This window comes from Candidatus Thiodubiliella endoseptemdiera (genome assembly GCF_964212635.1).
GTDB lineage: Bacteria > Pseudomonadota > Gammaproteobacteria > PS1 > Pseudothioglobaceae > Thiodubiliella > Thiodubiliella endoseptemdiera.
On the sequence record NZ_OZ156463.1, the window covers coordinates 1662600 to 1681784 of the forward strand.

25 protein-coding genes are annotated in these 19185 nt (G+C 38.5%); 13 read left to right on the forward strand and 12 right to left on the reverse strand.

Annotated elements, in window-relative coordinates:
• The first annotated feature begins 173 nt into the window (after positions 1-173).
• From AB8525_RS08930 to AB8525_RS08960, 7 genes are all read left to right on the forward strand, one after another.
• The gene (locus AB8525_RS08930) at positions 174-512 is read left to right on the forward strand and encodes a P-II family nitrogen regulator (protein WP_369151070.1); all 339 of its coding nucleotides are present in this window, start codon (positions 174-176) and stop codon (positions 510-512) included.
• 9 nt (positions 513-521) lie between these two features.
• The gene (locus tag AB8525_RS08935; protein ID WP_369151071.1) at positions 522-1796 is read left to right on the forward strand and encodes an ammonium transporter; all 1275 of its coding nucleotides are present in this window, start codon (positions 522-524) and stop codon (positions 1794-1796) included.
• A 52-nt stretch (positions 1797-1848) separates the two neighbouring features.
• Positions 1849-2742, forward strand: a complete 894-nt coding sequence (gene dapA, locus AB8525_RS08940; RefSeq protein WP_369177473.1) for a 4-hydroxy-tetrahydrodipicolinate synthase — start codon at positions 1849-1851, stop codon at positions 2740-2742.
• Positions 2739-3872 carry an outer membrane protein assembly factor BamC gene (bamC, locus tag AB8525_RS08945; protein WP_369177475.1) on the forward strand — a complete coding sequence of 378 codons (1134 nt, stop codon included), beginning with the start codon at positions 2739-2741 and terminating at the stop codon, positions 3870-3872. The genes dapA and bamC overlap by 4 nt, the downstream gene beginning before the upstream one ends.
• Before the next feature lie 9 nt (positions 3873-3881).
• Complete coding sequence (locus AB8525_RS08950) at positions 3882-5783, forward strand: helix-hairpin-helix domain-containing protein (RefSeq protein WP_369177477.1); 1902 nt, start codon at positions 3882-3884, stop codon at positions 5781-5783.
• A gap of 281 nt (positions 5784-6064) precedes the next feature.
• Positions 6065-6412, forward strand: coding sequence for a P-II family nitrogen regulator (locus tag AB8525_RS08955; protein WP_369151079.1), 348 nt, complete (start codon positions 6065-6067; stop codon positions 6410-6412).
• Positions 6413-6421: 9 nt separating this feature from the next.
• The gene (locus AB8525_RS08960; RefSeq protein ID WP_369177479.1) at positions 6422-7642 is read left to right on the forward strand and encodes an ammonium transporter; all 1221 of its coding nucleotides are present in this window, start codon (positions 6422-6424) and stop codon (positions 7640-7642) included.
• A gap of 2 nt (positions 7643-7644) precedes the next feature.
• On the opposite strand, the gene AB8525_RS08965 is transcribed toward AB8525_RS08960, so the two are convergent.
• The gene (locus AB8525_RS08965; RefSeq protein WP_369151082.1) at positions 7645-7806 is read right to left on the reverse strand and encodes a hypothetical protein; all 162 of its coding nucleotides are present in this window, start codon (positions 7804-7806) and stop codon (positions 7645-7647) included.
• Positions 7807-7892: 86 nt separating this feature from the next.
• On the opposite strand from AB8525_RS08965, the gene AB8525_RS08970 reads away from it, so the two are divergent.
• Positions 7893-8579 carry a TorF family putative porin gene (locus AB8525_RS08970; protein ID WP_369151084.1) on the forward strand — a complete coding sequence of 229 codons (687 nt, stop codon included), beginning with the start codon at positions 7893-7895 and terminating at the stop codon, positions 8577-8579.
• A 77-nt stretch (positions 8580-8656) separates the two neighbouring features.
• Entirely contained in the window at positions 8657-9241 is a 585-nt protein-coding gene (locus AB8525_RS08975) for an ANTAR domain-containing response regulator (protein WP_369151086.1), read from the forward strand.
• Here the strand turns inward: AB8525_RS08975 and tatC are convergent.
• The 5 genes from tatC to hisI are packed head-to-tail and all read right to left on the reverse strand — an operon-like array spanning position 9217 to position 11349.
• Complete coding sequence (tatC, locus tag AB8525_RS08980) at positions 9217-10137, reverse strand: twin-arginine translocase subunit TatC (RefSeq protein ID WP_369177481.1); 921 nt, start codon at positions 10135-10137, stop codon at positions 9217-9219. The genes AB8525_RS08975 and tatC overlap by 25 nt on opposite strands.
• An 11-nt stretch (positions 10138-10148) precedes the next feature.
• Positions 10149-10433 (reverse strand): Sec-independent protein translocase protein TatB, encoded by a 285-nt coding sequence (gene tatB / locus AB8525_RS08985; protein ID WP_369177483.1) that lies wholly within the window; start codon positions 10431-10433, stop codon positions 10149-10151.
• Positions 10434-10442: 9 nt separating this feature from the next.
• A complete protein-coding gene (gene tatA, locus AB8525_RS08990) occupies positions 10443-10640 on the reverse strand; it encodes a twin-arginine translocase TatA/TatE family subunit (protein WP_369151093.1) in 198 nt (65 codons plus the stop codon).
• A gap of 18 nt (positions 10641-10658) precedes the next feature.
• Positions 10659-10976: a phosphoribosyl-ATP diphosphatase gene (locus tag AB8525_RS08995; RefSeq protein WP_369177485.1), complete on the reverse strand. Its 318-nt coding sequence runs from the start codon at positions 10974-10976 to the stop codon at positions 10659-10661.
• On the reverse strand, positions 10969-11349 hold the full coding sequence (gene hisI / locus AB8525_RS09000; protein ID WP_369177487.1) for a phosphoribosyl-AMP cyclohydrolase: 381 nt from the start codon (positions 11347-11349) through the stop codon (positions 10969-10971). Before hisI ends, AB8525_RS08995 begins: the two co-directional genes overlap by 8 nt.
• Positions 11350-11401: 52 nt before the next feature.
• Here hisI and AB8525_RS09005 point away from each other — a divergent pair, with 52 nt between their 5' ends.
• A complete protein-coding gene (locus AB8525_RS09005; protein WP_369177489.1) occupies positions 11402-11890 on the forward strand; it encodes a thermonuclease family protein in 489 nt (162 codons plus the stop codon).
• A 55-nt stretch (positions 11891-11945) separates the two neighbouring features.
• On the opposite strand, the gene AB8525_RS09010 is transcribed toward AB8525_RS09005, so the two are convergent.
• From AB8525_RS09010 to AB8525_RS09020, 3 genes are read right to left on the reverse strand one after another with little or no spacing between them, the layout of a single operon-like run.
• Positions 11946-12284: a histidine triad nucleotide-binding protein gene (locus tag AB8525_RS09010; RefSeq protein ID WP_369177490.1), complete on the reverse strand. Its 339-nt coding sequence runs from the start codon at positions 12282-12284 to the stop codon at positions 11946-11948.
• A 9-nt stretch (positions 12285-12293) separates the two neighbouring features.
• Positions 12294-13421 carry an NAD(P)/FAD-dependent oxidoreductase gene (locus tag AB8525_RS09015; protein WP_369177491.1) on the reverse strand — a complete coding sequence of 376 codons (1128 nt, stop codon included), beginning with the start codon at positions 13419-13421 and terminating at the stop codon, positions 12294-12296.
• A 2-nt stretch (positions 13422-13423) separates the two neighbouring features.
• Positions 13424-13789: a hypothetical protein gene (locus tag AB8525_RS09020; protein ID WP_369177493.1), complete on the reverse strand. Its 366-nt coding sequence runs from the start codon at positions 13787-13789 to the stop codon at positions 13424-13426.
• A gap of 100 nt (positions 13790-13889) precedes the next feature.
• On the opposite strand from AB8525_RS09020, the gene AB8525_RS09025 reads away from it, so the two are divergent.
• On the forward strand, positions 13890-14471 hold the full coding sequence (locus tag AB8525_RS09025) for a malonic semialdehyde reductase (RefSeq protein ID WP_369151108.1): 582 nt from the start codon (positions 13890-13892) through the stop codon (positions 14469-14471).
• Here AB8525_RS09025 and AB8525_RS09030 read toward each other — a convergent pair.
• The 3 genes from AB8525_RS09030 to AB8525_RS09040 all read right to left on the reverse strand — a co-directional run bounded on the left by AB8525_RS09030 (position 14464) and on the right by AB8525_RS09040 (position 15963).
• Positions 14464-14706, reverse strand: a complete 243-nt coding sequence (locus AB8525_RS09030) for a hypothetical protein (RefSeq protein WP_369151109.1) — start codon at positions 14704-14706, stop codon at positions 14464-14466. The two genes, AB8525_RS09025 and AB8525_RS09030, sit on opposite strands and share 8 nt — an antisense overlap.
• Before the next feature lie 10 nt (positions 14707-14716).
• The gene (locus AB8525_RS09035) at positions 14717-15184 is read right to left on the reverse strand and encodes a hypothetical protein (protein WP_369177495.1); all 468 of its coding nucleotides are present in this window, start codon (positions 15182-15184) and stop codon (positions 14717-14719) included.
• A gap of 152 nt (positions 15185-15336) precedes the next feature.
• On the reverse strand, positions 15337-15963 hold the full coding sequence (locus AB8525_RS09040; RefSeq protein ID WP_369177497.1) for a DUF4395 domain-containing protein: 627 nt from the start codon (positions 15961-15963) through the stop codon (positions 15337-15339).
• Positions 15964-16074: 111 nt separating this feature from the next.
• Between AB8525_RS09040 and AB8525_RS09045 the strand changes: the two genes are divergently transcribed.
• Positions 16075-16227: a hypothetical protein gene (locus tag AB8525_RS09045; protein ID WP_369151115.1), complete on the forward strand. Its 153-nt coding sequence runs from the start codon at positions 16075-16077 to the stop codon at positions 16225-16227.
• 139 nt (positions 16228-16366) lie between these two features.
• The gene (gene gcvP / locus AB8525_RS09050) at positions 16367-19183 is read left to right on the forward strand and encodes an aminomethyl-transferring glycine dehydrogenase (protein WP_369177499.1); all 2817 of its coding nucleotides are present in this window, start codon (positions 16367-16369) and stop codon (positions 19181-19183) included.
• Positions 19184-19185 lie beyond the last annotated feature (2 nt).

Sequence of the window (19185 nt, forward strand, 5' to 3'; positions counted from 1 at the left end):
TAGTTGCCTAGTTGCCCACTTATAGTTGCCCACTTATTTTTTAATGTTTTTTAAAAAAGGCTTTGCCACTCAATGGCTTTGTATTGATGCATTGATTTTTTGTAAAATTGATAAATTTAGTTTGGCAATTTTTGTATAATGACTTTTTATATTAATATGTAAACAGGATAGATATGAAATTTATAACTGCAATTCTTAGACCACATCAGTTGGATGATGTGAGGGAGGCCTTGTCAGAGGCAGGTGTATCTGGTATCACGGTAACAGAGGTTAAAGGCTTTGGTCGTCAAAAAGGGCATACGGAGCTGTATCGTGGTGCAGAGTATCAGGTGGATTTTTTGCCTAAGGTTAAATTAGAGATTGCAATTCCAGCGTCAAAGTTGGAGGAAGTTATTCAAACCATTACTAATGTTGCCAATACGGGTAAAGTAGGGGATGGCAAAATTTTTGTTAGTAATTTAGAGAAAGTGGTGCGTATTCGCACTGGAGAAACTGATCAAGACGCATTGTAGGGAAATAAAATGAAAAGATTATTAATAGTATTGGCGTTATTGCCTATGGGTGTCTTTGCGGAGAATTTAGATAGTGCTAATACTTCGTGGATTTTAACTTCGACGGCGCTGGTGTTGTTTATGACACTACCAGGTCTGGCGTTGTTTTATGGTGGATTGGTTCGTAGTAAAAATATCTTGTCGATATTGATGCAGTGTTTTGCTATTGCGGGGATTGTTTCAGTTTTATGGTTGGTGGCAGGATATTCAATCGCTTTTGCTGAGGGGAATGCGTATTTTGGTAGTTTGTCTAAGTTTATGTTGTCAGGTGTGCTTGAAGGCTCGTTGAGTGGCGATATTCCTGAGAGTTTGTTTGCTTTATTTCAGATGACTTTTGCAATTATTACACCTGCTTTGATTATTGGTGGTTTTGCTGAAAGGATGAAGTTTTCCGCTGTGTTGTTATTTAGTGCGATTTGGCTGATTGTGGTTTATGCACCTGTTACTCATTGGGTATGGGGTGGCGGTTGGTTACAGGAGATGGGTTTATTGGATTTTGCTGGCGGTACGGTTGTGCATATCACTGCAGGGGTTGGTGCGTTAGTAGCGGCGATTGTTTTAGGTCCGCGTAAAGGTTTTTTAAAGACGCCGATGCCGCCTCATAATATGACGATGGTGGTTACAGGGGCAGGCATGCTTTGGGTCGGTTGGTTTGGTTTTAATGGCGGTTCGGCATTAGCAGCGAATGGCGATGCGGCGATGGCAATGTTGGTCACGCATATTTCAGCAGCCACGGCGGCGATGACTTGGATGATTTATGAGTGGGTTAAATTTGGCAAGCCGACGGCGTTAGGCACAGTAACAGGTATGGTGGCTGGATTAGGCACGATTACACCAGCCTCAGGCTTTGTGGGTCCTGCAGGTGCGTTGGTAATTGGTTTTATTGCGGGAATTGTTTGTTTTAATGCGGTGATTATCATTAAGCAAAAATGGAAAATTGACGATTCGTTGGATGTGTTTCCAGTGCACGGTGTTGGCGGTATTTTGGGCACGATGATGGCGGGTGTTTTTGCTTCGAGTGAATTGGGTTTGTTTAGCGGACAGGGGTTGGCGGAAGGGATGACCATCAGTTCGCAGTTGAGCGTGCAGTTTATCGGCGTGGTGGCAACTTTTTCTTATACAGCGGTTGCGACTTATATTATTCTTAAAGTGGTGGGTATGATTACTGGTTTGAGAGTGAGTGCAGAGGAAGAGCAACAAGGGTTAGATATCACTTCGCATGAGGAAGTAGGCTATAACTTGTAAAGGTCTTATTTAATTAGTCTAAAAAGGTGAGTAGTTTATATATAATAACGCAATGCGAATTAAACACCCATTAACAGGCGCAATAGTCGCCCTAATTACCCCAATGTTGGAAGACGGCTCGGTGGATTTTGATGCCCTTGCGGGTTTGATTGAGTTTCATATTGAGAGCGGCACAAAAGCCATTGTTTCTATGGGAACGACAGGCGAGAGTGCAACGCTAAATCAGCCTGAACATATTAAAGTAATGCAAAAAACCGTTGAGTTTGCTAAGGGGCGTATTCCTGTTATTGCAGGCACAGGCGCCAATTCCACTTCTGAAGCGATTGAACTGACGCAGGCTGCTAAAGATATAGGTGCAGATGCGTGTTTATTGGTAACACCGTATTACAACAGACCAACGCAGGAAGGATTGTATCAGCATTATAAGGCGATTGCAGCCGCAGTTGATATTGACCAAATTTTATATAATGTGCCAAGTAGAACGGCAGTTGATTTGTCGGTAGAGACGGCGGTGCGTTTGTCGGCGATTGACAACATTATTGGTATGAAAGATGCGACAGGTGATTTATCGGTCGCTCAGGAGTTGATTAATGAATGCCCAGACGATTTTTTATTGTATAGCGGTGATGACGCTACTGCGGTTGAATTTATTTTAATGGGCGGTCATGGCGGTATTTCAGTTACTTGTAATGTGGTACCAGTAGAAGTATCAAGTGCGTATCAATTGGCTTTTGAAGGTGATAAAAAAAGTGCACAAGGCATTGATGCAAACTTATATAATTTGCACCAACATTTATTTATAGAATCAAGCCCAATTCCTGTGAAATGGGTGATGTATAAAATGGGGAAATGTGAAAGCGGTATTCGCTTACCCTTGACGAAATTATCACAAGAGGCTCGTGTGGTATTAGAGCAAGATTTAGTTAACTTAGGAGTGACAATATGATCAAAATAGTAACAGTAACCTTACTTGCTTTTTCTGTAGCAGGATGTTTTTCATTTAACGAAGCAAAGCAAAAAGCTAAAGATGGACTTGGCGCAAGAGACATTCAATATTATTCAAATAAAACGGTTACTTCTTTAGAAATACCACCGGATTTAACTAAGCCGAGTTCTCAGAATGCGTTCAAGTTAAGTGAGTATGTGAAAAATATTGAAGAAGATACGATTAGTTTCTCTAAAAATGATTCTATTGGAAATAAAGTATCAAAAGTGTTAACTACCCCTTCCAGCGTTGAAATTAAAAAAGTAGGGCAAATTCGTTGGTTGGTGGTTGATAAAAAACCAGAGATAGTGTGGAACTTAGCAAGATCTTTCTTTAAATCACATGGTTTTTCGATTAAAAAAACCAATAAAAAAATTGGCGTAATGGAAACGGATTTTTTAGAAAATCGTCCTGAAATTCCCGACCAATCTATCGGTTTAATTCGTTCAATGTTGAGAAAGGCAATTAAAGCAAGATATGCATTGCCAATTGTGGATAAATATAGAATAAGAATGGAGCCTATTGCTGATGGCAAGAAGACAGAAGTTCATTTGACGCTTAATTCTATGGAGGAAGTTATTACTAACGAAGGTGGCGATAGTGAAAATACCATTTGGCAAGTTCGCCCTAAAGATGCGTCATTAGAGACTGAAATGCTTTACCGTTTTATGATTTATTTAGGTGGCGACCATGCAAAAGCAAGGGAGCAAATTGCAGCGGCTAAAAAGAAAAAGCAATCAAATGTAAAATTAGTTGACGGTATTGGTGGCTATGCAAAACTTCAATTTTCTTTAAGTAAATACGACACTTGGGAGAATATAGGTTGGGCACTTGATCAATTAAATATTGATGTTGAAGACAAAGATGTGAAAGAAGGTAGTTTTTACGTCAATGTAGCTAAAGAAAAAGACAAGGGTGTTTTCTCACTCTTGTTTGGCGATGACGCGATTAAAAAATCATATCAAATTGTTGTTAGACAGGTGGATAGTGAAACCACAGAAGTATATTTTAATGACCTGACTGAGAAAAACGAACAAGCCACTATTGACTTTAGTTATGAATTGTTAGGCAAAATAGCTAAACAGTTTTAAAGTAAAGGGGTGGCACTGTCATCAACGATTGTTAAGCAAATTATTCAGCAGAAAATCTTGTTGGATGATTTGTCTGATGATGATTTAGTGCAGTTTTGTCAAGCGGCCAATCTCGCTTACCGAGCAGGTGAGCCGATTATCAGCGATAAAGATTACGATTTTATCTATCTTGCCGCCCTTAAAAAACGCTTACCAAGCCATCCACTATTTCAATCGATAGAACCTGAAGGACGAGGGTTTTCTGAAGAGAAAGTTTTATTGCCAGCAGTGATGCTTTCAACAGATAAAGCATACACTTGGGAAGAAATCAGCAAGTGGATAGAGCGATTAAAAAAAGCTGCCACCGAAATTTATTTACCAGTCAGTGATATTCAAATAAAAGCCACACCAAAATTAGACGGCTTTGCAGGTTATGATGACGGCACCAGACTTTACACTCGAGGAGATGGTAAAAAAGGTAGTGATATTAGCCGTGTTTTTGAGCGAGGACTGCAAGTTTACAATGATACTGGACGCGGGCAGGGTGCAGGTGAAATCGTGGTTAAACAAAGTTATTTTGAGTCGCATTTATCTAAGGATTTTGAATACCCACGCAACTTTCAAGCAAGTCTGATTAAAGAAAAAGAATTGGATGAATTAGCAAAACAAGCGATTGCAGATAAAGCCGCTTTATTTGTGCCTTTTAGTCAATTACCTGTTTGGCTAGGCAGTATAGATGAGTTGGTAGCGCAATTTGAAACAATTGCACAAATCACCTTAAATGAGATAGATTTTGATGTGGACGGCATTGTTTTTGAAACAATCAATGAAGATTTAAAAGAGCAGATGGGGGCTAATCGAAAATTTCATCGTTGGCAGATTGCCTTTAAAGAAAATATTGACAAAGCCGAAGTAAAGGTGCTGTCGGTGACCCCGCAAGTTGGACGCACAGGCAAAATTACCCCAGTGGCAGAATTAGAGCCGACTTTACTCAGTGGTGCGACGATTTATCGTGCCACAGGGCATAATTACGGTTTGGTTAAAGCACAAGGATTGGGTGGAGGCTCTATTATTGAATTAACCCGTTCAGGTTTAGTAATTCCTAAAATCAATCAAGTCTTAAAATCAGCACCGACTGATATTCCGGAAAATTGCCCAAGTTGCGGTCAAAAATTAGAATGGGAATCTGATTTTTTAATGTGTAATAATCACGCAGTATGTCCCGCACAAGTGATAGGAAGAATGGAGTATTTTTTTAAGATATTGGCAAATAATGATGGCTTTGGTATTGCCACGATTAAAAAATTATACGAAAATGACATTCGCAAAATTTCACAAATTTATAATTTAACCATTGGTGATTTAACCGTAATGGGTTTTGGTGAAAAAACCAGCGCCAATCTTATTAGGCAATTAGACAGGTCAAAGTCTGAAAAAATTGAAGATTGGCGTTTTTTAGCTGCCTTTGGTGTGCCTAGATTGGGAATGGGTAATTGCGAAAACTTACTGAGTGTATGTTCATTGATAGAAGTTTTTGCGTTAACAGTTAAGAAAATAGTAGAGATTGAAGGCTTTGCCGAACTGACTGCACAGGCAATTATTGATGGATTTGCTACTATAAAATCTGAATTTGACTTATTATTTGAGCAAAAATTTAATTTAGAAATTACCTCTTTAAAGAAAGATTTGACAGACTTTAGTCACACACTTGCTGACAAAAAAATTATTTTCACAGGAAAAATGAGTAACTCACGAGAGGAAATGAAAAAATATGCTAAGTCAATTGGCATTAAAGTAGTAAGTAGCATCAGTGCAAAAACTGATTATTTAGTAATTGGCGAAAAAGTCGGACAGAAAAAAATTGAAGCGGCAGAAAAATTTGATGTTAAAGTATTGACTGAAGTAGAATATTTAACCATGATAAAAAATTAAATATTGACGGCGTTGTTTTTTAAGTTATAATGGTCAACAGTTATTCTCCAACGATGGAAAATTAACACAAAACATAGATGTTTATTTAGATTCTTTTCTTGAAAGGAATTTAAATAAGCATTTTTTTCGTCAGTTTCAAAGAGGGAACGAGAGGAACGAGAGGAACGGTATAGAAGCCAGTAATCCAACTTGCGTATTTTTGCGTTAGTTAGGTTGCTGGCTTTTTTTTTGTTTATGGGGGGTTGCAGTTAAGCAGAAAACCCTTTTTAGGAGGAAGTTACATGAAAATGATAACAGCAATTATCAAGCCTTTTAAGCTTGATGAAGTAAGAGAAGCCCTTTCTGAAGTAGGTGTTTCAGGAATTACGGCAACAGAGGTAAAAGGTTTTGGCCGTCAAAAAGGACATACAGAACTTTATCGGGGTGCAGAATATACGGTAGATTTTTTACCTAAAGTTAAATTAGAAATTGCAATCTCAGCTGATCAAGTCGATAGTGTGATTGAAATTATCAGTAAATCAGCAAAATCTGATGGCACAGGTAAAATTGGCGATGGCAAGATTTTTGTGAGTAATTTAGAGCAGGTTGTCCGTATTAGAACGGGTGAAACTGGCGAAGTAGCATTATAAGGAGGCGATATGGAAAATGCAATTATAGAAATGCAATTTGCTCTTGATACCTTTTACTTTTTAGTAATGGGTGCTTTGGTAATGTGGATGGCAGCAGGTTTCTCAATGTTAGAAGCAGGCTTGGTTCGCAGTAAAAATACGACGGAAATATTAACTAAAAATATAGGTTTGTTTGCGATTGCTTGCACCACCTATATGATTTATGGCTATGACTTAATGTATGGCGGTGGCGTTATGTTAGAAGGAATTGAGACAGTTGCGAAAGACGCTACTTACGCCAAACCTTCTGATTTCTTCTTCCAGGTGGTGTTTGTCGCAACAGCGATGTCAATTGTTTCGGGTGCAGTAGCAGAAAGAATGAAGTTATTTTCATTTTTCGTTTTTGCCGTGATATTTACAGCTGTCATTTATCCAATGGAAGGTGCTTGGACTTGGAATAGTGAAGCAGTATTCGGCTTGTTTACACTGGGCGACTACGGTTTTTCTGACTTCGCAGGCTCAGGCATTGTGCATATGGCAGGTGCAGCGGCGGCATTAGCCGGTGTGATTGTGCTGGGTGCGCGTCGAGGAAAATACAATAAAGATGGCTCATCAAATGCGATTCCAGGGGCGAATATGCCAATGGCAACTTTGGGCACATTCATTTTATGGATGGGTTGGTTCGGTTTTAATGGTGGCTCCGTATTAGCAATGGCAAGTAAAGAAAGTGCTAACGCTGTGGCAATGGTGTTTTTAAATACTAATGCCGCCGCCGCTGGTGGTGTGATTGCAGCCTTGCTATTGGTTAAAATTCTATGGGGCAAAGCAGACTTAACAATGGCACTCAACGGTGCATTGGCAGGTTTGGTTGCGATTACTGCGGGTCCTGATACGCCGAGTGCCTTAGAAGCGACGCTTATCGGTGCTGTTGGTGGTGTTATCGTTGTATTCTCAATCTCAGCATTGGACAGTATCTTTAAAATTGATGATCCAGTCGGTGCGATTTCTGTACATGGTGTGGTGGGTTTATGGGGCTTATTAGCCGTGCCATTGACCAATGAGTCTGTGTCATTTTCAGGTCAATTACTCGGTGCAGCAACCATCTTTATTTGGGTATTCGGCACCTCATTAGCACTTTGGCTAATAATTAAAGCGGTTATGGGTGTTCGAGTATCGGAAGAAGAAGAGGCGGAAGGGGTTGACCTATCGGAATGTGGTTTACATGCTTATCCAGAATTCACAACTAAGTAATGCTATTTTTTAAATAGCATGAGACCTTTGCATAAATAGGGATGATTAGCAAAATGACAGATTTTATTAAATTGGAAATTTTTTAAATCCACTCCTAGCAGGGCTAAGGGTGTTTTTAAAAAGTTTGTAATTTGATGAAAGATGGCGTTTTGATGATTATTCATATTTATGCAAAGGTCTCAGCATAATAAAACAAGTCAAAAGTAATTTTGCTTTTGACAAAATTAAAATTATAAATAAGGAAAAAATTATGAAAAATACAACAAAAAAACTATTGCTAGCATTGTGTCTAACTTCAACTCTTGGCTCAGCGTCATTTGCCGCTGAAGAGGTAGCGTCTCCGATTAGTGCCAATATAACTATTGCCAATGATTACATTTGGCGTGGTAAGACTCAATCTAATGACAAAGAAACCATTCAAGGTGGTTTTGACTATACACATAAAAGCGGTTTTGCTGCTGGTATCTGGGGCTCTAATGTGGCAGATGGCTCTGAATTTGATTACTATGGCTCTTATTCAGGTGAAGCAGGGAATATTGGTTATGAGGTTGGTTATATTGCTTATCGTTATTCGAAGGATGCAGCTAGCAACCCTTTGAATTTTGATGAAGTTTATGTTGGCGCTTCTTATGGTGACTTTGGCTTAACTTATTACAAAGGCGATGGCAAGAAATCTCTCAAAGTAGGTGATTATATTGAAGGTAGCTATGGCGTTAATATCAGTGATATAGATGTATCTGTAACAGCTGGTAAATACTCTGAAGCCGTGTCAGGCGATAGTAGTGATTACATGACTTACGGACTTAGCTTTGGTAAATCTTATGCGGGTTTAGATTATACATTAGGGTTTACTATGGTTTCAGATAGTGATTCTTCTGCTTCTTATAACACGCTTGATGAAAAAAATACAGTATTTAGTATTAGCAAATCTTTCTAACCCCTTAATTCGTATGAATTTTAACCCCCTTCATTGGGGGGGTTTTTTCGTCTAAAAAGCAGTATAATGCACTTTTTATGAACACAGCACTTAAAATTATTCTAGTTGACGAAAACACAGGTCGTTCGGCGATGTTGCGTCGTGCTTTACAAGATCAGGGGCACGAGGTTATTTGCCGTATGGACAGTAGTGCACACTTGCAAAACAGTAATGAAATGACGCATGCAGATGTGGTGATTTTGAATGCTGATATTCCTGATAGTGAAGTGTTTGCCAATCTCACCGACATTAACAAAACCAAGCCCAAACCGATTGTTATGTTTACTGAAGAATCTAATTCTGAAATGGCAAGCTCGGCAATTAAATCTGGTGTTAATGCTTATATCGTTGATGGACTGGAAGAGAATCGCGTGCAACCTATCATTGATGTGGCAATGGCAAGGTTTAGAGAGTTTCAGGCACTTAAAGATGAATTAGATGCGACTCGTAACCAGTTGTCAGAACGCAAGGCGGTTGAGAAGGCCAAGGGTTTACTGATGAAACACAAAGATATTACTGAAAATGAGGCTTATCAAGCTTTACGCAAGATGGCAATGGATAAAAATAAACGCATTGTTGATGTGGCTGAGAGCGTGATTCACGCTTTTGAGTTATTAGACTGATCTTCTTCGTCTTCTTTATCTAATTTTTTAAAGTCGTCTTCAATTTTTCCCCACTCTTTCTCACTCCAATCGTCCCATTCTTCCTCCTCTTCCCTTTCTCCCCTAACTTCATCAGGACTGGTTGATTCTTTTTTCTTTTTTTTATCCATGATAGGAGAATTATCAGGGTCTGTATCGTCTTCAGAATAGGCTGATTCTTGGCGTTTGAACATAGGTGCAAAAATTAATCCTGCTTCAAATAATAACCACATAGGGATGGCAATCAGTGTTTGTGAAATAATATCAGGTGGCGTCAATAACATCCCTAATACAAACGCACCAATCACCACATAAGGGCGATTTTTTTTGAGTTTTTCAATCGTGGTCATATTAAACATAATGATTAAGATAGTGGCAATCGGCACCTCAAATGCTACCCCAAAAGCAAATGATACTTTAAGCACAAAATCTAAATAATATTGAATATCTGGGGTAAAGTCCACCACACTTGGGCCAATACTGGATAAAAATCCAAAAATAACAGGGAATACAACATAAAATGAGAACAATAATCCCGCATAAAACAAAAGGGTAGAAGAAACCACCAGTGGCATAATCATTCGCTTTTCGTGTTTATAAAGTGCAGGGGCAATAAATGACCAAATTTGATAGAGTAAATAAGGCATTGCTAAATAAACCGCAATAATAAGTGCCATTTTGAGCGGGGTTAAAAATGGTGAAATAACGCCGATAGCAATAATATTAGAACCCGTCGGCAATACATCGATAATTGGTGCTGCGATAGAAGCATAAACCTCATTAGCAAAAGGGAATAGACTAATAAAAATCACTAAAATTGCAATGCTTGAGCGTAACAGAATATCACGCAGTTCAATCAAATGTTGAACCAATGTCATTTCTTTATTGGTCATAATTTTTTATTAACATCGTTTTTGATGTTATCAAGAGTGTCTTTGGCCTCATCAAAGATTTCAAGGATATTAGAATCGTTGTCTTTTAAATTAAGATGTTCTTTGAGTTTGTCGGCTTCTAATTCTTCACCAATATCTTCTTGAATTTTGGCAACAAAGCGCTTACCTTTACCAATATAACGACCCGCAGTGCGAGCAATTCCTGGCATTCTTTCAGGACCAACTATAATCAAAGTGATGATACCAATTAAGGCGAATTCCCAAAAACCAATATCAAACATAAGGCGAGGTTATTTAACTTCTTCTTTTTCTACGACTTTGGCGTCAATGACGGTATTTTTATCATCACTTTCACTTTCTTTCATTGATTTCTTAAAACCCTTGATAGCACCACCCAAGTCACCACCAATGTTTTTTAAGCGCTTACCGCCAAATAGCAATAAAACAATCACCAAAATAATAATCAATTCAAATGGTCCTGGCATCATAATTTCTCTCCTGTAAATTTATTTGTTACGATTGGCTTTTTCTGTTAAACCTGATAAACCAAATCGTCTGGATAACTCTGCTTCTATTTTATCCATTTTAATGTCTTTGTGGCGTAATAATACCAATGTGTGAAACCATAAATCTGCCACTTCATAAATGATTTTATCTTTGTCATCATCTTTAGTTGCCATAATCACTTCGGCAGACTCTTCGCCAATCTTTTTTAAGATTTCATCTGTGCCTTTTTCATATAGAGAGGCGACATAAGAGCTATCTGCGTCAGTACTTTTGCGTTGTTCTAATATATCTTCTAATTGTTTTAAAATATTATCCATAAATATCCTTTGGATCTTTTAACACAGGTTCAACAGCAATCCAATTATTATGCTCTAATTTTTGAAAAAAACAAGATTTTCTCCCTGTATGACAAGCGATACCACCAGTTTGCTCTACTTTGAGCAGGATAACATCATTATCACAATCGGTGAAAATTTCTTTAATCAATTGCGTGTGTCCCGACTCTTCACCCTTAAACCACAACTTTTTGCGTGAGCGAGAATAGTATACCGCCTGTTGCTTTTCAATCGTCAATGCCAAAGACTCCGCATTCATCCATGCAAACATCAAAATTTTTCCAGTAGCAAAATCCTGAGCAATCGCTGGGATCAATCCATCGCTATCAAATTGTATTTTTTTTAAAGCACTCACGCTGCGTTCAACATCTTATAAAATAATTTATTTTACCGAGTTATTGCTTTATATGAGATTATTTATTTTTTGCATTTTATTAGCCAGCAACGCCTTTGCAGATATCGAAAACTTTGTTTTAGACAGTGAAAAAACTCTATATATTGTTGATGGCGATAGCGTCAGTTTGCAAATGCGTATTGCTAACATCGATACCCCAGAAATCACCCAACCTTGTCAAAAAATCCAAGGCAACAATATTGACTGCGGACGATTAGCCAAAGGCTATTTAAAAAGGCTACTTACCAATACAGATGGCAGAGTTGCCGTCACCCCAATTGCTATCGGGTATTATAAACGCGTTTTAATTCAGCTATACAAAGGTAACACCGACATCGCCAAAGCAATGGTAGAGGCAGGGATGGCATTTGCTTATGGAGATGTCTATAAGCAAGAGGAAACTACCGCTAAATCTAAAAAACTAGGTTTTTGGGGTTTTTACCAACCACCGCTAACTCCACGCCAATATAGAAAATCAAATACATACAAATATTCGCGGTAGTTAAACCCCACTACTAAATTTGAAAAATGTAACGAATAAAATGGTGTTGAAATTTTTAACCTGGCGGCCAAGTTAAATTTCTACCACCCAAACAGTGTAGATGAATATGATAAATCGTCTGTCCACCTTGTTCGTTACAGTTCATAACGACACGGTAACCGTCTTCTGCAAAGCCTAAATCTTTGGTAATTTTACTGGCAGTTAAGATAAGTTTGCCGATTAAAGTGGTGTCATCTGTATCGTTTAGCGTGGCAATGTGTTTTTTGGGAATGACTAAAAAATGATGCGGTGCTTGTGCGCCGATATCGTGGAAGGCGAATACATCGTCATCTTCGTAAATTTTTTCGGCAGGAATATCACCTGCGATGATTTTACAAAATAGACAATCTGACATAATATCTCCTTAACGATATTGACGCAAATACCACCAGCCGAATACTTTTTTGGCAATGTGCAATAGGCGACAATTCGGCAGCATCAACCCACCTTTTTCTGTGCGTGAGATATATATTCCTTTATTATTTGAATCAACAATGCACATTAATTCAATTTTGAAGGTGTGACTCGCAATCTCGCCATTTAATAATTCTAAGACATTTTTAGCAGCAGCTTCGGCTTGTAAATCTGCCATATGTGCTTGTTTTGGCATCCATTCTGGACCAGGAAAAGAGCCTGAATCACCTGCAACAAAAACTTTTTTAAGCGAAGTTTGACAGAATTTATTGGCTTTGAGCAATCCACCTTCACTGAGTTCAAGTTCAGTATTGCCAAACCATTGATTGCCTGTCATTCCTGGCATAAATAGAATTAAATCAGCATCAAATTCACCGCCTTCAGTAATCACTTTTTCATCGGTAAATTCTTTTATTTTATTGCCAAGATGGGTTGTAATGTTACGCTTTTTCATCTCGCCCAATAAGCCATCAACAGCTTTTTCTCCTAATCTAGCACCGGGTTTTTCCGCAGGAGTAAAGAAAGTTAAATTGAACTTATCGCGTCGTTTTTCTTTGCGAAGTTGTGTGTCTAAACCGAATAAAAATTCAAACATCGGTCCACCACGCATTGCACTTGGTTCTTTCGGATTGCCTGCAAAGCCAATAGCGATATTGCCCCCGTTCATCGCCTTAACTTTGTCGCGTATCTGCTCGGCAGCACTCAAACCTTCGCAAGGGGTGATGGCAATATCAATACCCGGTAATTTTTTAATAAAACACCCGCCTGACGCAATAATTAACGCATCATTATCTACTCGTGCACCATTATCAAGCATAACAGTTCTACCATTATTTTCCAAATTTACTACTTTATGAGTCACATGGCGAACATTCATTCGCTTAAAGAAATTATCCAATGGCACAATAATATCTTTTTTGCTAACTGCGTCCGATGGCACCCAAATTAAACTCGGCATATAAACCAATTCTGCCTTCGGAGAAATTAGCGTAATTTCCACTGTTTTATCTAATTTTCTCAGCGTTCTAACTGCCGTTAAACCCGCAAAACCCGCACCAATAATTGTAATTTTTTTCATCGTTAATCCTTGTTTATATTGTGGCAAAAATGCCCATCATCAGGTTCTTCAACACTTTTGGCAATATTATCAATAAATGCTTGCAACTCATCAAATTCTAACACCGTTAAAATCCGTGTAACAATCGCTGGTTCAACTCGTAGCGTACACATGCTGCCGTTTTTGAGTTGCACTTCCATACCTGCGGCGTTCATTGATAAGCCATCACCGCCTTGTTCTAATATTTGTTCCATTTCTTCTTGCAACTCATCATACAGTGTTTGTAATTTGTCCAATATTTCATCACTGGTTTCATCGGTAATAGATACAATTTCACCTTGCACCGAGCCAAAATCATCGTCTTTTTCAGTTTGAAATTCTATGCCCACTTTTGTTAAGTGGTCTTTAAATTTTCTTGCGAGTACTGTGTCAAAAAATATATAATCTAACATTCTGATTTTTTATAAAAACATAATATAGGATATTATAATGCTTGACAAGAACACAATGGACATTTTATTTACAGAGGCGAGAAGCCATAATGCGTGGCTAAACAAAGACATTTCAAATGAACAAATTCACCAGCTTTACCATTTAATGAAGTTCGGTCCAACCGCTGCTAACACTTGCCCTGCTCGTATTACTTTTGTGCGTTCAGATGAAGTAAAAGCCAAGCTTAAAGCTCATCTCGACGAAGGCAATGTGGATAAAGCTATGACTGCACCTGCGGTAGCAATCATTAGTTATGATACTGAATTTTATGAAAAACTCGACAAGTTATTTCCGCATACTGATGCTAAAGGTTGGTACGAAGGTAAACCTGACAAAATCAAAGAAGTTGGTTTAATGAATGCCACTTTGCAAGGCGCTTATTTTATGCTGGCAGCTCGCTCAATAGGCTTAGACTGTGGTCCAATGGGTGGCTTTAATGCGTCTACTTTAGACACTGCATTTTTCCCTGATGGGAAAACCAAATCTATTTTCATTTGTGGCATCGGCTATGGCGATGCCAGTAAAATATTTCCACGCTCGCCCCGTCTTGATTTTGACGAGGCTTGCCAGATTATTTAGCGTCTTTAATTTCAGCGCCTTTATCTTTATTAGCCTTTTTTTCTGGTGGACAACCGTTGTGTAAAAGCCATTGATCTTTATGACCAATGGCTTTTGCGAATGCGGGAACTTCACAGTCTTTTGCCACCTTGTTTTTATTCTTAGATGCATTATTGTCACCAAAACCAAGCAATGCCATTGCTGAAAAACTCGCTACCAATGTCAATAAAGTTAATATTTTTTTTAAATTTTTCACACTTCCTCCTTTATTTTTGTTCTTCTATTATCGTGTAAGCGCCATGACAAGCAATGCAATTTTGCATAATCATGGACACCTGTTTAAGCGAATGATTCACATCTCTTTTTTTTACAGAATCTTCATAAAGTTTGCCAAATTGCGAATGAATATTGGCTGTAATTTTTTTAAAATTCAATGGTGTTTTAGCAATAATACCGACTTGCTTCTCACCTTGTGAATCGCTATTCAACCTTTTTGCAATGGCAATCGTTTTATCTATATCCCGATCCGCCGCCGCCGCGACCAACTGTTGCATATGTCCCAACAATCCCCGCATTTCACCCAATACAAAATTACGCTCATTCTTAGTGAGAACAATTGCCGTTCGCCCATCCGAGGATACCACCGTGGAACCCGTTATAAGTTGATACCCAGCACCAAACACAATGAGTCCGAGCGCCACAATAATTGTCCATAAAATTTTTATATTTTTCATATTTATCCTTTAAGAGACCTTTGCATAAATATGAATAATACGCCACCTTTCATCAAATTACAAACTTTTTAAAAACACCCTTAGCCCTGCTAGGAGTGGATTTAAAAAATTTCCAATTTAATAAAATCTGTCATTTTGCTAATCATCCCTATTTATGCAAAGGTCTCTTTAAGTAAAAAATCAACAATATCACCGAACATTAAATATAGCAATGTCAATATTGACAACATAAAAATTACTTTTTGTACCACATTCAAATTTTGAATTGGCAGTCGACTTCTCGCCAAATCACATGATTCACCTGGGCAATGTTTTGCACCGCCCTTGTGATAAGCATTATAAACCTTGCAACCCACGCAAATTCCAAATACCGATTCAAAAAACAACAAACCCAAGCACAACGCACAAGTCAGAATATTCACCATACCACGCACATCATTCAACACCACCAAATAAAACATTATCAGTGCTAAGAAAAATCCAAATCTCCACGCCCATTTTTTTTGTGGTGCACCAACATACTCTGGCATTTGATTATTTACTATCCAACGCCCCACCACCATTGACGGCGAATATTTTGGATTGACAAAAACACGAATAAAGAAATCAAACAAAAACACTGTTACCATTAACTTAGTTGGTTCATTATTGCCTGTCAAAAATCCATTCAAAAAAGCCATGAATGCAAAGAAAAATACAATTCCCGCTGCCGCTCGAACCTCTCGCTCATTAAAAACGAGGATATCATAACCCGCTATTTTTTCACCAAATCCAAACATAATTTATTCTTGTCTTTTTATTATTATTATATAGATTGATTGGTATTTATATTTAATTAATTTTTAATATCTGTAATTTTTTATTTGATAGTAGGAGACCTTTGCATAAATATGAATAATCATCAAAACGCCATCTTTCATCAAATTACAAACTTTTTAAAAACACCCTTAGCCCTGCTAGGAGTGGATTTAAAAAATTTCCAATTTAATAAAATCTGTCATTTTGCTAATCATCCCTATTTATGCAAAGGTCTCAGTAGGTAATAAATATTTACCTTTAAACTACTATAATGGTATTTTATTTTTTTCTTAAACCAGTTAATAAACCCTATATTTTTAAGTGGTATTTTTTTTCATTTAAGATTAAAATTCATGCTTTAAATTTTTATACACATCCTTATTTATGAGCGACTTTTTAGATAGACACATTGGACCCAGTGAAGTGGATATTGTTTCAATGTTAACTATTATCGAACAAAAATCGGTTGCTGATGTTGTGTCTAAAACTGTGCCAGAGAGTATTTTATTCGGTAATCGTATGGCGATTGATGAGGGCATAAGTGAACGGGATACACTGGCATTGGCGACTGAACTGGCGAATCAAAATACGATTGCAACTAATTTTATTGGGCAGGGATATTACGGGACTTTGATACCGACTGTTATTCAGCGAAATATTTTAGAAAATCCAGGCTGGTACACGGCTTATACGCCTTATCAGGCGGAGATTTCGCAGGGGCGTTTGGAGATGCTGCTCAATTTTCAGCAGATGATTATAGATTTGACGGGGATGGATATTTCTAATGCGTCATTGTTAGATGAACCGACAGCTGCGGCGGAAGCGATGATGATGGCAAAACGCGTTAATCGTAAAAACAAATCTAATCGGTTTTTAATCGACAGAAACACTCATCCGCAAACCATTACGATTTTACAAACGCGTGCCAAGCCACTCGGCATTGAGTTAGTAGTGGCAGATATCCAGGGCGATGATTTTTCTGATTGTTTCGCTACTTTGTTACAATCACCAGGCACAAATGGCGAAGTGCGTGATTTGAGCGCTGATATTGCAAAAGCCAAAATGCAAAATGTATTAACCATTGTTGCTTGTGATCTTTTAGCACTGACTTTACTTAAAACCCCAGCTGAGATGGGTGCAGATATTGCTATTGGCAACTCTCAGCGTTTCGGTGTGCCAATGGGTTTCGGCGGTCCTCATGCTGCGTTTTTAGCCACCCGTGATGAATTTAAACGCATGGTGCCAGGGCGTATTATTGGTGTGTCTCAAGACACACTTGGTAACTTGGCAATGCGGATGTCTTTGCAAACCCGTGAGCAGCATATTCGTCGTGATAAAGCCACCAGTAATATTTGTACGGCGCAGGTTTTGTTAGCAGTGTTAGCGGCGGCGTACGGTATTTATCACGGTGCAAAAGGGCTGAAAAATATTGCGACTAAGGTGCATTTAAAGGCGGCAACATTGGCAAAAAGTTTGAGCGATGCGGGCTTTGAATTAGCAAGTACACAGTTTTTTGATACAATTACGATTAACACTGATAAAGCACAAGCACTATTTAAACAGGCACAAGAAAAAAATATCAATTTGCGTTTGTTGAATGATAATCAACTAACGATTGCAATGGATGAAACCACTACCACAGAAGATTTAAAATCCTTGTTAGCTATTTTTGGACAAGGTTCTTTTGGACAAGGTTCGACCTTGTCATGCTTTGACAAGGTCGAACCTTGTCATGGGCAAGTGCGGGAAAGCGTGTTTTTGACTCATCCAGTCTTTAGTTTGCACCACTCGGAAACAGAAATGATGCGTTATTTAAAGCGCTTGGAAAACAAGGATATTGCCCTTAATCACTCAATGATTGCACTAGGCTCTTGTACTATGAAACTCAATGCCGCTACGCAAATGTATCCGATTTCATTGCCAGGGTTTTCAAAATTACACCCTTATGCACCCGCAACGCAAACACAAGGCTATCAGCAATTATTCAAAGATTTGGAGCACGCTCTGTGTGAGATAACAGGCTATGATGCAGTATCATTACAGCCAAATGCAGGCTCTCAAGGTGAATTTGCAGGGCTACTTGCGATTCATGCGTATCACCAGTCTCGTGGTGATGCACATCGTAATATTTGCTTAATCCCTTCCTCAGCACATGGCACAAACCCCGCAAGTGCCGTGATGGCAGGGATGAAAGTGGTGATTGTAAAATGTGATGAATCAGGCAATATTTCCGTAGATGATTTGCAAGAAAAAGCCCAAAAACACGCCGATAATCTTGCTGCAATTATGGTAACTTATCCATCAACACATGGCGTATTTGAAGTTCAAATACAAAAAATATGTGACATTATTCACACCAGAGGCGGGCAAGTTTATTTAGATGGTGCTAACCTAAATGCAATGGTGGGTCTTACTCGTATGGGTGAGTTTGGTGCTGATGTGTCGCACATTAATTTACACAAAACTTTTGCCATTCCGCATGGCGGTGGCGGTCCGGGTATGGGGCCTATTGGCGTAAAAGCACATTTGGCACAATTCTTACCAGGAGACCCGTTGGTTAAAGATTCAAACGCCGTTTCGGCAGCGATGTATGGTTCTGCCTCAATCTTGCCCATTTCTTGGAGTTATATTAAATTATTAGGCAAGCACGGCATGCAGCGTTCAACCGAAATTGCTATTGTCAGCGCCAATTATATTGCCACCGAACTCAAAGACCATTTCCCAATTCTCTATCGAGGTGATCAAGGTATGGTAGCACATGAATGTATTATTGACATCCGCCCTCTGAAAGATGAGAGTGGTATCACTGAAGAAGACATTGCCAAGCGTTTGATGGACTACGGTTTTCATTCGCCAACGATGTCATTTCCCGTCTCAGGCACGCTGATGATTGAGCCAACGGAGAGTGAATCAAAGCGAGAAATAGACAGATTTATCACCGCAATGGTTAGTATTTATAATGAAATTCAAAATGTAATTTCTGGCAAATGGGATAGAGAAAATAACCCATTGAAAAATGCACCACACACTGCACATGAGATGTCAGGGGAATGGAATTATCCTTACACCAGAACGCAGGCGTTATATCCAGTTGAGTCGCTAGTGGCAAATAAATACTTCCCGCCTGTGAAGCGTATTGATAATGTATATGGTGATAGAAATTTATTTTGTTCGTGTATTACTACCGAAGATTTTAAATAGGT